Source organism: Ilumatobacter coccineus YM16-304 (assembly GCF_000348785.1).
Taxonomy (GTDB): Bacteria; Actinomycetota; Acidimicrobiia; order Acidimicrobiales; family Ilumatobacteraceae; genus Ilumatobacter_A; species Ilumatobacter_A coccineus.
The window spans coordinates 3,055,465-3,069,895 of the sequence record NC_020520.1 but is presented as its reverse complement, the minus strand read 5'-3'; the positions used below and the strand labels follow the sequence as shown (position 1 = coordinate 3,069,895).

The window sequence follows — 14,431 nt, the reverse complement described above, 5'->3', positions numbered from 1 at the left end:
TATACCGTCGCGGGTCATGGCCTTCGCCGGATTTCCCTCGGAAGCGATCGAGTTCTACGAGCAACTCGCCGACGACAACTCGAAGGCGTTCTGGGCCGAGAACAAGCATCGATTCGTCGAACACGTCAAGGGCCCGATGACGGAGTTGACCGAGGCGCTCGACGACTACGGGCCATTTCACCTGTTCCGGCCGCACAACGACCTGCGGTTCTCGAAGAACAAACCGCCGTACAAGACGCATCAGGGCGCCTACGGCGAGTCGGAGGGTGGCCACGGCCAGTACGTGCAGTTCTCGGCCGACGGACTCATGGTCGGCATCGGCTACTACGCCATGGCGAGAGACCAACTCAAACGGTTTCGCGATGCCGTCGTCGCGGATGCGACCGGCGACGAGATCGCTCGACTCGTCGCCGACGCCGCGAAGCGGAAGTACGAGATCGGGGCGATCGACGAGTTGAAGACGGCGCCCCGGGGCTACGACAAGACACACCCTCGCATCGAACTCATCCGTCGCAAGGGACTCATGTTGTCGAAGAACTTCGGAGCTCCGAAGTGGGTGCACACGAAGCAGGCCGAGAAGAAGATCCGCGAGTGCTGGGAAGGTGCTCGCGACGTGTGCGACTGGCTCGACGCGCACGTCGGGCCGAGCACCGAACCACCCAGCGACCGCCCGTTCTGACTACTCGCGAGCGGCGCCGGCTCAGGTCGCCGTGTCGCCGAGCGACGCCGGGCGGTTGGCGCTCATCCACGTCGCGGCGAAGTCGACCACCGCCCGCTGCGAGGCGAGGCGAGCGACGCCGGTGCCGACCGGCCCGACACGTTCGATGTCGGTGGTGGCCAACGCCTCGCCGATCTGATCGAAGTCGTCCTCGTTCGCCTCCAGATCGGTCCAGGTGACCCACTGGCGTTCGCCGTCGATGAGCATCGGTGCCGACTCCTCGACGTGCTGCTTGCCGACCCAGTCGGCGCGGTGCTCGGCGAGGTGCAGCGACGTGTTGTTGCCGTGGCCGACGCCGAGCAGCAGGATCTGCGCGTCGGCGTCGTAGAGGCGGGCGAGCGGCGACGTGTGGCCGAATGCGGGTGACACCGGATGCTCGGCGACGAGGTCGACGGCGGCCGGGCCGTTGGCAGCGAACGAGACGAGCGGATGCGGGCTGCGGATCGTCGAAGGGTGCTGCCGGAAGCAGTCGACGACCTGCCCCATCGCTCGGGTCGGTGTCAGATGAGCGTCGTAGGCGGGCAGGTTGGCGCGCACGTCGTCGAGCCAGTCGGCCGGGACGGGAGGGTCGGACCAGTTCGCCGGATCGCTGAGCTGCCCCGACTGCGTCGGCATCACGATGGTGCCCGCCGCACCGACGGCGGCGAGCAGCGCTTCGACCGCGGACTGCGGGCCACCGGCGACCCACCCCAGTGCCGAGAGCGACGAGTGGACGATGACGACGTCACCGTGGGTGACGCCGAGGTCGCGGAGCTCGTGAGTGAGCGATGACGCGGTCACCGGCCGCGGCGTGGCGGCGATCGCATCGGCTTCGGTCACAGTGTCACCCTGGCACGTCCCGCCACGCCGACCCAGCAGATTTCGCGCTTGCTACGGTGACCGCATGCACCCGCCCGACCCCAACCTGGTTATCTCCGTCCCGGATGGAAATAACCAGGTTGCGCGGAAGCGGGGCGGGGTGCGTCGGTTGGTGTCGGGCGATTGGCGGGTGTCGGCCGTGATGCTGGCCATCGTCGCGCTGTTCTTCTGCGTGCCGATCACCCGACTGCTCCGCCTCGAGTTCCCGCTGGCGCCGTGGGTGGTGGCATTCGCGATCATCGGGCTCGGCACCTGGTGGCTCGTGCCCGAGCGGCACCGAGGTCAGCAACCGCGTCGCTGACCGTCGATCAGGACTCGTCGCCAGAACCGAGCAGCAGGGTGGCGACCGAGGTCAGGTCGTCGAGGCCGAGCACCGGGGGCGTGCCGCCGAACGTGACGCTCGAGATCGTCAGCGTCTTGTCGCCGACGCCGACCACGAGTTGCGAGCGTTCGTCCGACTCGTAGAACGCTGCGCCGTCGCCGAGGCCCGAGACTTCCTCGGGCGTGCCGTACTGAGCGTCTTCGTCCGCTCGCACATCGGCGTAGCTCGTGCTGCCGGACCGCGCTGAGTCGCTCCCGATGAAGACCTCGGCATTGCCCATCGAGACGTAGCACGAGAGCACACCCTTCTGCGGGTTCGCCGTCATCCGCTGACCGTCGAGGAGTTCGGCAACGGCATCGGCGGGCACGGCGTCGCACAGTTCGTCACTCGTGGTCGAAGCGAGCAACGTCGAGATGTCGGGAGCGCTGCTCGACTCCGAGTCGCCGCCGCAGGCCGTGAGGGCGAGCGCTGCAACGGCCAGCGTCGCCGCTTCGGTGATGAGACGTCGGCGAGTGGGGGTCGTGGTGGTGTTCACGGTGGGCTCCGATGAGGTTCGATGTGGGCGTCGCCGAGATGTCTCGGCGACGGACAGCAACCTAGGAACGTCCCATTAATCCGGCATCAACGGTGTTCCTGGCGGAGCTCGGTGGGCGTTTGCGTGCGTGGCTCAGCGGTGAGGTGACGGTTCGTTGCGTTCGGGGAAGCCGCCCGGTGGCAGCGCCGACATCGGGCCCTGCACGGTGAGACCGCCGTCGACGTACAGCGTCTCGCCGGTGATGAACCGAGCGGTGGGCGACACGAGGAACACTGCGGCGTTGGCGATGTCGGACACGTGACCGACGTGGGGGAGTGGCTGCTCGACGAACCCGTCGCCGACGCCCTCCTCGTACGTGTTGTCGTAGGCGTCGGTGCGGAACTGGCCCGGGGCGACGCAGTTGATCCGGACCTTCGGCCCCCACTCGTACGCGAGCGTCTTCGAGAGTTCGACGACGCCGGCGCGAGCGGACGCGCTGTGCGCGATGCCGGGAATGCCCCGGCCCACCGTGGCGACGATGTTGCAGATCGATCCGCCGCCCGCGTCGAGCATGATGTTGCCGAAGGCCTGCACCATGTTCCACGTGCCGTTCAGGTTGAGGTCGATGACCGTGCGCCACCCGTTGGGGCTGAAGTCGCGCGCCTTCTGTGGGAACTGTCCGCCGGCATTGTTGATCAGGATGTCGATGTCGCCCTGACGTTGGGCGAGCGCGGTCACGGTGTCGAGATCGCGGATGTCGACCAGGTCGGTCGTGACCGGCCGGCCCGACATGGCGGTGATCTCGGCGGCGGTCTCGTCGAGCACCTCGGCGCGGCGGGCGGCGATCACGACGTCGGCGCCGGCCATCGACAGCCCGGTGGCGATCGCCTTGCCGATCCCGGTTCCGCCGCCGGTGACGAGCGCCTTGCGTCCGTCGAGCAGGTCGCTGGCGTACATCGCGAACTCGTTCATGTGCGCAGCCTGACATTCGGGTGGGGGTGCGTGACGAAATGGACGGGTGGAAACGCGTCACAGCCCGATCTGTTTGACAGAATGTAAAGCGTGACCGACACCGTGACCGACCCCATGACCGAGCCGGCCGACGACGCCGTGACCACGCACGCCCTCGAGAACCAGTTCGGACTCGCCGACCGCATCGTCGATGCGGGCGCGATCGCGAACAGCGTCGAGCGCTTCCGCGAACAGGGCATCACCCTGCCGACGTTCGCTCAGCTCGCCGACCCGACCACGTTTGATCATGACGAGCGTGTCGGCGACGCCGATCCGCAGGGGCCGGATGCTCGCAACCTCTGGCGCGTCCACTGGTACAACGACCTGAGCGGCGATCGGGTGCAGGTGCCCGACCACGTCGTGTTGCCGCCTGAACTGACCGGTGTGCCGTCGCCGATCATCGTCGTGTTCGGCGACCGCTTTCCGATGATCACCGCGCACAAGGTGCTCGCCGCCTACTCGTGCCTCGCGCCCCGCATCGTCACCGGCCAGTTCGACCCGACCGTGCACCGCGCCGTGTGGCCATCGACCGGCAACTACGCCCGCGGCGGCATCGCGATCTCGAAGATCATGGCGAGCCGTGGCGTCGCGATTCTTCCCGAGGGCATGAGCCAGGAACGCTTCGACTGGCTCGACACCTGGTGCGCCAACCCCGAAGAAGACGTCATCAAGACGTACGGCACCGAATCGAACGTGAAGGAGATCTACGACGCCTGCAACGAGTTGGCGAAGGATCCCGGCAACTTCATCCTCAACCAGTTCTCGGAGTTCGGCAATCACCTCGGTCACTACACCGTCACCGGCCGGGCGCTCGGCCACGTGTTCGAGCAGGTGCGCGCCGACTCCGGCCGTGACCTCCGCCTCGCCGCGTTCACCAGCGCCACCGGATCGGCCGGCACGATCGCCGCGGGCGACCGGCTCAAGGAGGAGTACGGCTCCAAGACCATCGCCGTCGAAGCGCTCGAATGCCCCACCATGCTCGAGAACGGGTACGGCGAGCACAACATCCAGGGCATCGGCGACAAGCACATCCCGCTGATCCACAACGTCACCAACACCGACGGCATCGTGGCCATCTCCGACAAGTCGACCGACGAACTCGACCTCGTGTTCAACTCCGAAGCGGGCCGAGCCCACCTCGCGAGCAAGGGCGTGCCCGAAGCGATCGTGGCGCAACTCGAACACTTCGGATTCTCGGCCATCTGCAACACGCTCGCCGCGATCAAGACCTCGAAGATGCTCGGCCTCGGCCCCGACGATGCGCTCATCACCGTGGCGACCGATGGTGCAGCGCTGTACCCGAGTGAGCGGGCGAAGCTGCTCGCCAACCGTTTCGGCGGCGAGTTCACCGCATCGAACGCGGCCGAGGCGTACGGCGAACACCTCGCCAACGTCGACACCGACAACATGATCGAGTGCACCGAAGCCGACCGTCGCCGCATCTTCAACCTCGGCTACTACACGTGGGTCGAGCAGCAGGGCACGCCGTTCGAACTGTTCGAAGCCCGTCGCAGCCAGGACTTCTGGAAGGGCCTGCGTCGCTACGTCGGCGTGTGGGACGACATGATCGACGAGTTCAACGATCAGGTCGCGGCCGGAAGCTGAGACGTGATGCACGCCGTGTTCGGCTGGGAGTGCGCGGTGTGCGCGGCGAAGGTCGACCTCCTCGAGCCGATGCCGTGGCGGTGTCCGAACAGTTCACCGACCGACCGCCACCACGTCCTACAGATGTTGCAGACCGGCGATGCCTCCGTCGTGTCCCCCGGACCGATGGAGTCGACGAATCCCTTCGCTCGCTTCGACCACCGACTGGCCTGGGCGGCGCGAGCGGCAGCGAGGGGGATGACGTCGGCGGCGCGGGCGGCGCTCGTCGCCGAACTCGACGAGGCGGTGCGAGCGGTCGACGGCGTGGGGTTCGTGACGACACCGTTCGAGCGATCGTCGGAGCTGTCGGATCGGCTCGGCTTCTCGTCCGACGGCGGCGTCTGGGTCAAAGACGAGACCGGGGGAGTGGGCGGCAGCCAGAAGGCGCGTCACCTGTTCGGCATCCTGCTCCATCTGCGCTCGCTCGAACTGCTCGGTGAGCTCGACGAGCGTCCCCCGCTCGCGATCGCATCGTGCGGCAACGCCGCCTTGGCCGCGGCCACGCTGGCGAAGGCAGCCGACTGGCCGATCGACGTCTACGTCCCGACGTGGATGAGCGACGGATTCGGGCGCCGGCTCGACGCGCTCGGAGCGACGATCCATCGGTGCGAACGGCGAGACGACGACCCGCCGGGCGACCCGGCCATGTTCCGGTTCCGCGAAGCGGTCGACGCGGGAGCGGTGCCGTTCACGGTGCAGGGTCCCGAGAACGCGCTGTGTCTCGACGGCGGGCGCACCATCGGCTGGGAACTCGCCGAGCAGATCGTTGCCCCGACGGGACCGGGTGAACTCGCCGCCGTCTACGTACAGGTGGGCGGAGGAGCGTTCGCTTCCTGCCTCGGCGCCGGCCTGGTCGAGTCGGGCCGTCGGCCGATGCTCATGGCGGTGCAGGCAGCCGGGTGCGCGCCGCTCGACCGGGCGTGGCGCATGGCGGCGACCCCCACGAGCGACTGGTCGGAGGTGATGGCGCCGTGGCCCGATCCGACGTCGCTGGCCGACGGCATCCTCGACGACGAGACCTACGACTGGATCGGCGTGCTCGACGCGATCCGCGCCACCGGGGGCGACACCGTCGTCGCGTCGGAGTCGAACATCGAACGGGCGCACGAGGTGGCGCTCGACGCCGGATTCGACGCCAGCCCCACCGGAACGGCCGGTCTGGCCGGACTGCTCGAACACAGGGCGTCGGCCGATCCGTGGCTCGGTGGACCGAACACACGCGTCGCCGTCGTCATGAGCGGCGTCACGCGCTGACCGCTCCGGGTGCCACGCCGGCGGCGTAAGAACCGCTGTTCTTCCTGGTCAGCCCCTCGGTCAAGATCTGGTCAGCTGGCCGATTCGCTGAGCGCCGCACAGCCCGAACGAGTACCATTCAGGTCACGTCTGCTCCAATTTCCTCCAGATGGGCCCGCGCAACAGCCGCCGGAGCCCTGGTGGCGGCCGCCGTCGTGGCGGTCGATCTCGTCGGCGCGCCCAGCGGCGCCCAGGAAGCGGAGCAGGTGCTCACGCCGATCACCGGCACCGGTGTCAACGCTGACCAGGCGATTTCCGACGACGGACGCATCGTCGTCTACGAGGAGACCACCATCGTCGACGAGGCCGCGGTGACCCGTGTGCTCATCCACGACCGAGTGGCGGGGACCACGATCGGCGTGCCCGACGCCGGTGCGATGAACCCGTCGATCAGCGGCAACGGCTGCTTCGTCACGTACTCGCGCTTCACGCCGGCGGTCATGGCGGCGACCACGACCAGCACGACCACGACGACCACCACCACGACGACCAGCACCACCACCACGACGACCACCGAGCCGCCTGTGTCGTCGTCGAGCAGCACCACCGAGGCGCCCGATGTCGGCGACGGCGTCGATGGTCTCGAGGTCGATGCGCCACAGGGCCTGGTGGCTCGCCAAGCCGCCGAGGTCGAGACCCCCGCCAGCGCCTCGCTGCACGCATTCGATCGCTGCGCCGATCCGCTGCCGAAGCAGTCGGTGGTCGTGGCCGGCACCATCAGCACCGACCAGCCGATCGGTGCTGCCGCCGTCTCCTACGACGGCGCCGTCATCGCGTACAGCGACGGCGACGACATCGTGCGCATGCAGGGCACCCTCACGGGCTACGCACCCTCGGCGCCGTTCGACAGTGCGCTGAACGCCACTCCCGGCGTGGTGACCGGACCGAACCTCGACATCACCCCCGACGGATCGACCATCGTGTTCGAAGCCGGCGTCGACGCCACCCCCGATGACCCGACCGACGCCGTGTCGTACGGCGTCCACCGGTGGGACGCGGGCACGCCGGCAACCGTGGTGCGCATCGCGTCGAACTCGGTCTCACCGACCGTGTCGGCCGACGGTTCGCTCGTCGCCTTCCAAGCCCGACCCGGATCCGACGCAGAATTCCTCGGCGTCGTCATCCAGACGCACGACCCCGACGGACTCTCGACCAACATCTCGATCGATCCGTTCGGACGGCAGCCCGACCTGTCCGAAGACGGTCGACACGTCGTCTACAACACGATGGCCGAGAGCACCACGCCGTACCTCGCGATGACGTCGTCGGTCGGTGACACCGCAGCGCCGTTCACCGGCGTCTCGGTCATCGATCTCTCCGAAGCCGCGAACGGCGCCGACGCCACCACGTACGCCGTGAGCGGCCCGGTCGTGTCGGCACTCGGTGACGCCGTCGCCTTCGACGCCGACGTGTCGAGTGAACCTGCCGGCACGCCGCAAGTGGTCGCCGTGCGGACGCTGGCGGCCGCCGGACAACTCGACGCCGACGCGTACGACCTCGGCCGAGGTGACGTCGGCGACACCCTCACCGCCACCGCCACCTACACCAACCAAGGCCCCGCCAGCGTCCGATTCGACGCCGACTCGATCAGCATCGAGTCACCGTTCGCACTCGGCGTCAACGACTGTGCCGACTCGGTCGGACCCGGGCAGTCGTGCGAGATCGAGATCACGGTCACCATCGACTCCCTCGAAGACATCTTCGGCTCGATCACCCTCACCACCACGGCCGGGTCGGTCACGGCCGAACTCACGGCCCTCGGCGCGGTCGTCACCACCTCGACCGACCGGGCGACCACCACCACGCCACCCAACACGACGCCGCGGAACACGACCGTCAACACGACCCGCACCACCACGCGCAACACGACCCGTACCACTACGCGCAACACGACCCGCACGACCACGCGCAACACGGTCACCACCGTGTCCGACATCGACCTGCCCCCGACCTTCGAACCCTCGTCGTTCGAGTTCGCACCGACGATCATCAACGCCGGCGCCCGCACCGCGAGCATCGAGATCGTCAACGCCGGGGGCTCGACCCAATCGGTGGCCACGGCGGCGTTCGCCGATCCCGACCTCGGTTTCTCGGTCCTCGCCACCACGTGCACGTCGATCACCGTCGGCGCCCGCTGCTCACTCGACCTCCAGTTCGCTCCCACGACCGAGGGTACGCTCGCCACCGACCTCGTCGTGGCGTTCTCGTCAGGCGACGAGATCCGCGCTGCCGTCAGCGGTGTCGGTGCTCCCGAGCCCACGCTCACCGTGATCCCGGGGGTCGCCACGGTCGGTCAGGTCGTCACGGTGCAGGGCAGCGGCTTCCCCGCCGGCTCGACCGTGTCGCTGGCGTTCGGAGCGCTCGACGACGAACGCGACGTGGTGGTCAACGACAGCGGCGTGTTCAATCTCCCGCTCGTCGTGAGCACCAACACGTCGGCGGGCCCGATGACCGTGACGGTCGCCGGACAGCCCGAATCGTTCGGTGACATCGAGACCGAGATGCTGGTCACCCGCACCACGCGCCGCACCAATCCCGGCGTACTGGGCAGCCTCGGCGCCCGCGTCGGAAGCTGACGCTCGACCAGCCCGATCGGGTTCCCCCTGGAGCAACTCGACGTGGCCAGGCCGGGGGAGTGCATCGCTCCACCAGCGACGATGCGAACAGTCGGTCGAGCATGGCGGCCGACGGCGTCGGCGTGACGCTCGGTTACGAATCGTCGTCGACGAAGCCGAGGATCGTGGCGGCGACTTCGCACGACTCGGTGCCCGGCCCCGGTGTCTCGCACTCCACACGCAGCGAGATCTCGCTGCGGCTGTCGACCCGGTACGGCGCGACCAGATGGAAGTCGAGGTCGCGGAAATTCGCCATGTTCGAGCCCTGCAACACCTGATCGTCACGAAGCAGTTCGACCGTGCCGACGGCACCGGACGGGTTCTGCAGGATGATGTCGGTGATCGAGAGCACACGGCCGCTGCCGTTCTCGTCGAACACGAACGCGGTGGTCTGCGACGACGCAGCGCCGGCCGTGACGTCGAGGCGGAGGTCGACCGGCTCACCGAGCGGGAGTTCGGCGGCTTCGGCCGCAGCGGCTTCGATCTCGTCGACCTGCGTCTGCAGGTCGGCTGACTGGATCTCGTCGAGTTCGGCGGCTTCTTCTCGGGCGATCGACTCGACCTGCGGCTTGAGCACGAACTGCCACGCGAGGGCACTGACCACGAGGGCTCCGACCATGCCGGCGGCGGCGGGACCGAACCACGGCCGCACTCGCGGTCCCTGCTGGTACAGACCCTCGAGGTCGGCGTGCTCGCCGTTGCTGCCGTTGACGTCGACGGTGAACGCGTGCTCGTGGACGGCGCCGCTCCAGAAGCGGGCTCGCGGTGCGAGCCGGAGTTCGACCTTGGCGGTCTTGCCCGGGTCGACGTTGATCGCCGGTGCAGCGAGTTCGGCGGTGAGTTCGTCGGGTGCCGACACCTCGATCTCGACCATGAGCGGCACGTTGCCGTTGTTCTCGATGGCGACCTTGTGGCGTCCGGCCGATGCCGACTTCGACTGCGGTGGCTCGAGCCGCGCCGCAAAGCTCGCCGCTTCGAGGATCTCGACCGTGGCGGCTGCGTTGGACGAGTCGCCATCGTGGTCGATCTCGATGACGCAGCTGTGCATGCCGGCCGGCAGATTGGCGTTGGCATCGACGATGACCGGCACCTCGAAGTGCTCGTTCGGATCGAGGTAGATGGTCTCGGTCTGGAGGACCGTTTGTGCTGCCAGACCCCCGGCCGCACCGAGCTTGACCATGCACTCGGCATCGGACTCGTTCTGCAGCGTGAGGGTCAGGGCAACCGTGTCTCCCGGCGCAGCAGAGATTCGCTCGGGCTGGAACGATGCGGTCACCGACATGGCTGCGAACCGTAGCCGTTCGGCGGGGGTTTGAGTGCGTCGTTGCGTCACGTTCCATCGGGATTCACGCGCCGAGCCGATTCGACCCCGGTCTCGGTACTCCGAGCGACACACGGCAGCGCGTGGAGCGACGACCGGTAGGCTCACACCCATGTCAGGCGACGTGTCCTTCCCCCAGGCTCTCGAAGGCGGATTCGATCCGCGCTCCGCAGTGTTCGACCGGTTGTTGAAGAACCGCGTGGTGATGCTCGGCTCCGATGTCAACGACGACATCGCCAACCAGATCTGCGCGCAGCTCCTGTACCTCGAAGGCGAAGATCCTTCGGCCGACATCTGGCTGTACGTCAACAGCCCGGGCGGCTCGGTCACCGCCGGTATGGCGATCTACGACACGATGCAGTTCGTCGGTTGCGACGTCGCCACCGTGTGTCTCGGCCTCGCCGCCTCGATGGGGCAGTTCCTGCTCACCGCCGGTGCAGCGGGCAAGCGCTACGTGCTCCCCAACGCTCGCGTCATGATGCATCAGCCGCTCGCCGGTCTGCGCGGTCAGGCGTCCGACATCCAGATCCAGGCCGAGCAGCTCCGCTACACCAAGAAGCGCATGGCCGAACTCATCGCCTTCCACTCGGGCAAAGACCTCGAGCAGATCCAGGCCGACTCCGAGCGTGACCGTTGGTTCACGGCCGAAGAGGCCAAGGAATACGGTCTGTGCGACTCGGTCATCCTGCGCCGCGGCGAGATCGTCTGATCCGCTCGAGCGACTGATTCTCGGCGCATCGCCGAGACCGGCCGCCAGCAGGCGTTGCGTGGCCGACTCTGGTCGGTTTCGCCGATCAGTTGTCGTGCGCCACGAGCGTAGCGAGCGGCCCCAGGTCGACGGCGCAGTTGTCGGCGAGCCACGAGCTGACCGCTGCTGCGGCCTTCTCCGACTGGAGCGCGCTCACCACCGCGGCCTGCTCCGACTCGGTGTCGCCCGCAATCACGGTGCTCACCGTCTCGTAGTTGGCGATGAGCTGATTCCATTCGGGTTCGATCGCGAGCGGCGCGTACTCGCCGATCTCGCGGTACAGGTCGATGTAGGGCTCGATGTCGTCGGCGAACTCGAGGTTCGGGCTGACGAGTTCGGCCTTGTTGGCGTCGACCTCGCCGCAGAAGCGTTCGGCGTCCCCGCCGCTGTCTCCGCCACACGCTGCCGCGATCGTGGCGAGGCCCGCCACGAGCACGGCTCGGGTGCTGGTGCGTCCGACTCGATGATGGACCGACATCATGGTCGCATCATCGCAGTTCCGATCGAACATGCCTCGGCACGATGCGAATGTGCCCGACGCGAACTGGTCAGCGATCGCCGGGGTTCCCTCTAACGTGGCTGCTGCCGGTCGTCCGGCCGTGTCGTCAGGCCACGTTCCGCCTCTCCACGATCCCTGCGGTTCGCCGCTCGTCAGCGATCAGGAGAAGCGATGTTTGCTTCCGTCAAGTCAGCCGTGTTGTTCGGTGCCGAAGGCCATCCGACCACCGTCGAGGTCTACGTCGGCGACGGGCTCCCGGGCTTCCACGTCGTCGGGTTGCCCGATGCGACGGTCCGCGAGGCCCGCGATCGGGTCCGTGCCGCGGTCGTGTCGACCGGGGTGAAGTTCCCCGACGACAAGGTCATCGTCAACCTCGCGCCCTCGCAGCAGCGCAAGTCGGGGTCGGGACTCGACCTCGCGATCGCGCTGGGTGTGCTGGTCGCCGACGGTCACGTCCCTGCCGAGTCGTTGCTCGGGCTGGCGTTCGTCGGCGAGTTGGGGCTCGACGGATCGTTGCGGGCGTTGCCCGGCATCGCGCCGATGGTGGGTGTGCTCGGCGACGTCGACGTGGTGGTGCCGGTGGCGTCGGCGATCGAGGCCCAGGTCGCGTCGAGGGGCCGGGTGCGCGCCGTGGCGACGCTGCGCGAGTTGGTCGACACGCTCGCCTTCGAGGCGCCGTGGCCCGATCACGACTGGCCGCAGCCCAGCCACGTCGCACCGCTCGAACCCGACATGGCCGAGGTGCGCGGCCAACCCGTGGCGCGACGGGCGCTCGAACTCGCCGCGGCCGGCGGCCACCACTGCCTGTTCGTCGGCCCACCAGGTGCGGGCAAGACCATGCTCGCGTCGCGCCTCACCGGGTTGCTGCCCGACCTCGATCTCGATCAGGCCCTCGAGACCACCATGGTCCACTCGGCGGCAGGCGTGCCATTGCCGCCCGGCGGGCTGGTCGTCCGGCCACCGTTCCGTGCGCCGCACCACACCAGTTCGCAGGTGTCGATCGTCGGCGGCGGGTCACACACGTTGCGGCCCGGCGAGATCAGCATCTCCACGGGCGGTGTGTTGTTCCTCGACGAACTGCCCGAGTTCGCGCCGGCGGTCATCGAGACCCTCCGGCAACCACTCGAAGCCGGCACCGTGCACGTCGCTCGCGCATCGGTGAGCGCCGTGATGCCCGCGCACTTCCAGTTGATCGCGGCGATGAATCCGTGTCCGTGCGGCGGGGGAGCGCCCGGATCGTGCGAGTGCGGCGAAGAACGGATCCGCAAGTATCTGCGGCGGGTGTCGGGTGCGGTGCTCGACCGGTTCGATCTCCGGGTGGCGGTCACCCGACCGGCTGTCGACGAGTTGCTGTCGGTCGACAGCAACGAGAGCACCGCGGTCGTCGCCGCGCGGGTCGCGGCGGCGCGTGATCTGGCGATCGCCCGACAGGGTTGCCTCAACGCACAACTCGCACCTCGAGCGCTCGACGACGTCGCCCCGGTCGACGAGGCCGCCCGAGGGATCCTGCGCTCCGAGATGGAGGCCGAGCGTCTCACCGGCCGCGGCTACCACCGCGTGCGCCGGGTCGCCCGCACCATCGCCGATCTGGGGCCCGACCCCGACGCGGTGATCGGCGAACCGACGCTGGCGCTCGCGTTGAGCATGCGCAGCTCGCTCACGACGACTCGCTCACGGAGGTTCGCGGCATGACCGACCCCCGCTGGTTCGTCGCCGCGCTCGCCGGGTTCACCAACATGACCACCGCCCGCCTCGCTGCGCTGCTCAACCACCGAACACCCGAGGCCGCGTTCGCCGCGGCAGCGGGCCACACCGACCCCACCGACGCGCTCGCGTCGATGTTCGAACGGAGTCCCGGGCTGAGAGCCCACTGGCAGCGGTCGGGCACCGAGCGTGATCCCGAGGCGGTCGGCCGAGCGTGCGAACGGCTCGGCGTGTCGGTGGTGCTTCCCGACGACGACGCGTATCCCCGCATCTTGGTCGACGACCCGCAACGGCCCGCCGTGCTGTTCATGCAGGGCGACCCCGCCGCGCTCGCGCAGCGGAGGGTGGGCATCGTCGGCACTCGCAACCCCACGCAGCAGGGGTTGCAGACGGCAGTGCGGTTCGGACACGAGCTGTCGGCGGCGGGTGTCGGCGTGGTGTCGGGGCTGGCGAAGGGAATCGATGGCGCAGCACATCGTGGCGCGCTCGCCGTGGTCGGGTCGAAGCCGATCGCCGTCGTCGCCAACGGGCACGGCCAGCCCTATCCGAAGCGCCACGCCACGCTGTGGGCCGAGGTCGCCGAGCGCGGGATCATCGTGTCGGAGTGGCCTCCCGGCACCGCACCCGATGCGTTCCGATTTCCGCAGCGCAACCGGATCCTCGCCGCGCTGTCCGAGATCATCGTGGTGGTCGAGAGCCGAGAACGCGGCGGCAGCCTCATCACGGCGCAGCTCGCCGCCGAGCGCGGCATCGACGTGTTCGCGGTACCGGGCCCGGTCACCGCACGGTCGTCGATCGGCACCAACCAGCTCATCCGAGACGGCGCCGCGGTCGCCACCGATCCCGACGACGTGGTGCTGGCACTCGGTCTCGACGGCCGGCGTGCCGGTCGGGTCCGGTACGACGCTCGTGCCCGGCCGCGGGGGAGTGAGTCGGTCGTGCTCGAACTGTGCCGCCGGGAGCCGCGCGACGTCGAGGGCGTCTCCGAGCAACTCGGCTGCTCGATCGCCGAGGCAGCGATGCTGCTCGCGCGCCTCGAACGCAGCGGCTGGCTGTGCGAGACCGGAGGGTGGTTCGAAGCCGTCGACGAGTGGGCGGTGTACCTGTGATCGAGCGTCGAGGGCAGCCGAAGGCGGTGGCCGGTGTGACCTGCGTTCGATGCGCCATCACACATCACGGGAGAC

The 14,431-nt window shown here is 68.5% G+C and carries 13 protein-coding genes; 8 read left to right on the top strand and 5 right to left on the bottom strand.

What is annotated here, in order from left to right; genetic code table 11:
• Window positions 1-16 precede the first annotated feature (16 nt).
• Window positions 17-679 carry a DUF2461 domain-containing protein gene (locus YM304_RS13870; protein WP_015442326.1) on the top strand — a complete coding sequence of 221 codons (663 nt, stop codon included), beginning with the start codon at window positions 17-19 and terminating at the stop codon, window positions 677-679.
• Window positions 680-700: 21 nt separating this feature from the next.
• Here the strand turns inward: YM304_RS13870 and YM304_RS13865 are convergent, their stop codons facing one another.
• Complete coding sequence (locus tag YM304_RS13865; protein WP_015442325.1) at window positions 701-1,537, bottom strand: aminoglycoside N(3)-acetyltransferase; 837 nt, start codon at window positions 1,535-1,537, stop codon at window positions 701-703.
• Window positions 1,538-1,601: 64 nt separating this feature from the next.
• Here YM304_RS13865 and YM304_RS13860 point away from each other — a divergent pair, with 64 nt between their 5' ends.
• Complete coding sequence (locus YM304_RS13860; RefSeq protein WP_015442324.1) at window positions 1,602-1,877, top strand: hypothetical protein; 276 nt, start codon at window positions 1,602-1,604, stop codon at window positions 1,875-1,877.
• Window positions 1,878-1,884: 7 nt separating this feature from the next.
• Here the strand turns inward: YM304_RS13860 and YM304_RS13855 are convergent, their stop codons facing one another.
• A complete protein-coding gene (locus YM304_RS13855; RefSeq protein WP_015442323.1) occupies window positions 1,885-2,433 on the bottom strand; it encodes a hypothetical protein in 549 nt (182 codons plus the stop codon).
• A gap of 132 nt (window positions 2,434-2,565) precedes the next feature.
• Window positions 2,566-3,384: an SDR family oxidoreductase gene (locus YM304_RS13850; RefSeq protein WP_015442322.1), complete on the bottom strand. Its 819-nt coding sequence runs from the start codon at window positions 3,382-3,384 to the stop codon at window positions 2,566-2,568.
• A 114-nt stretch (window positions 3,385-3,498) separates the two neighbouring features.
• Here YM304_RS13850 and YM304_RS13845 point away from each other — a divergent pair, with 114 nt between their 5' ends.
• From YM304_RS13845 to YM304_RS13835, 3 genes are all read left to right on the top strand, one after another.
• The gene (locus tag YM304_RS13845) at window positions 3,499-5,028 is read left to right on the top strand and encodes a pyridoxal-phosphate dependent enzyme (RefSeq protein WP_083908590.1); all 1,530 of its coding nucleotides are present in this window, start codon (window positions 3,499-3,501) and stop codon (window positions 5,026-5,028) included.
• Window positions 5,029-5,034: 6 nt separating this feature from the next.
• Window positions 5,035-6,321: a pyridoxal-phosphate dependent enzyme gene (locus tag YM304_RS13840; RefSeq protein ID WP_041298311.1), complete on the top strand. Its 1,287-nt coding sequence runs from the start codon at window positions 5,035-5,037 to the stop codon at window positions 6,319-6,321.
• Between the two features lie 179 nt (window positions 6,322-6,500).
• The gene (locus tag YM304_RS13835; protein WP_015442319.1) at window positions 6,501-8,936 is read left to right on the top strand and encodes a TolB family protein; all 2,436 of its coding nucleotides are present in this window, start codon (window positions 6,501-6,503) and stop codon (window positions 8,934-8,936) included.
• A 133-nt stretch (window positions 8,937-9,069) separates the two neighbouring features.
• Here the strand turns inward: YM304_RS13835 and YM304_RS13830 are convergent, their stop codons facing one another.
• Window positions 9,070-10,257 carry a COG1470 family protein gene (locus YM304_RS13830; RefSeq protein ID WP_015442318.1) on the bottom strand — a complete coding sequence of 396 codons (1,188 nt, stop codon included), beginning with the start codon at window positions 10,255-10,257 and terminating at the stop codon, window positions 9,070-9,072.
• 151 nt (window positions 10,258-10,408) lie between these two features.
• Between YM304_RS13830 and YM304_RS13825 the strand changes: the two genes are divergently transcribed.
• On the top strand, window positions 10,409-11,005 hold the full coding sequence (locus tag YM304_RS13825) for an ATP-dependent Clp protease proteolytic subunit (protein ID WP_015442317.1): 597 nt from the start codon (window positions 10,409-10,411) through the stop codon (window positions 11,003-11,005).
• Between the two features lie 85 nt (window positions 11,006-11,090).
• On the opposite strand, the gene YM304_RS13820 is transcribed toward YM304_RS13825, so the two are convergent.
• A complete protein-coding gene (locus YM304_RS13820; protein WP_015442316.1) occupies window positions 11,091-11,555 on the bottom strand; it encodes a hypothetical protein in 465 nt (154 codons plus the stop codon).
• Window positions 11,556-11,714: 159 nt separating this feature from the next.
• Here YM304_RS13820 and YM304_RS13815 point away from each other — a divergent pair, with 159 nt between their 5' ends.
• Window positions 11,715-13,235 carry a YifB family Mg chelatase-like AAA ATPase gene (locus YM304_RS13815; RefSeq protein WP_015442315.1) on the top strand — a complete coding sequence of 507 codons (1,521 nt, stop codon included), beginning with the start codon at window positions 11,715-11,717 and terminating at the stop codon, window positions 13,233-13,235.
• The gene (gene dprA / locus YM304_RS22655; RefSeq protein WP_015442314.1) at window positions 13,232-14,356 is read left to right on the top strand and encodes a DNA-processing protein DprA; all 1,125 of its coding nucleotides are present in this window, start codon (window positions 13,232-13,234) and stop codon (window positions 14,354-14,356) included. Before YM304_RS13815 ends, dprA begins: the two co-directional genes overlap by 4 nt.
• Window positions 14,357-14,431: the final 75 nt, after the last annotated feature.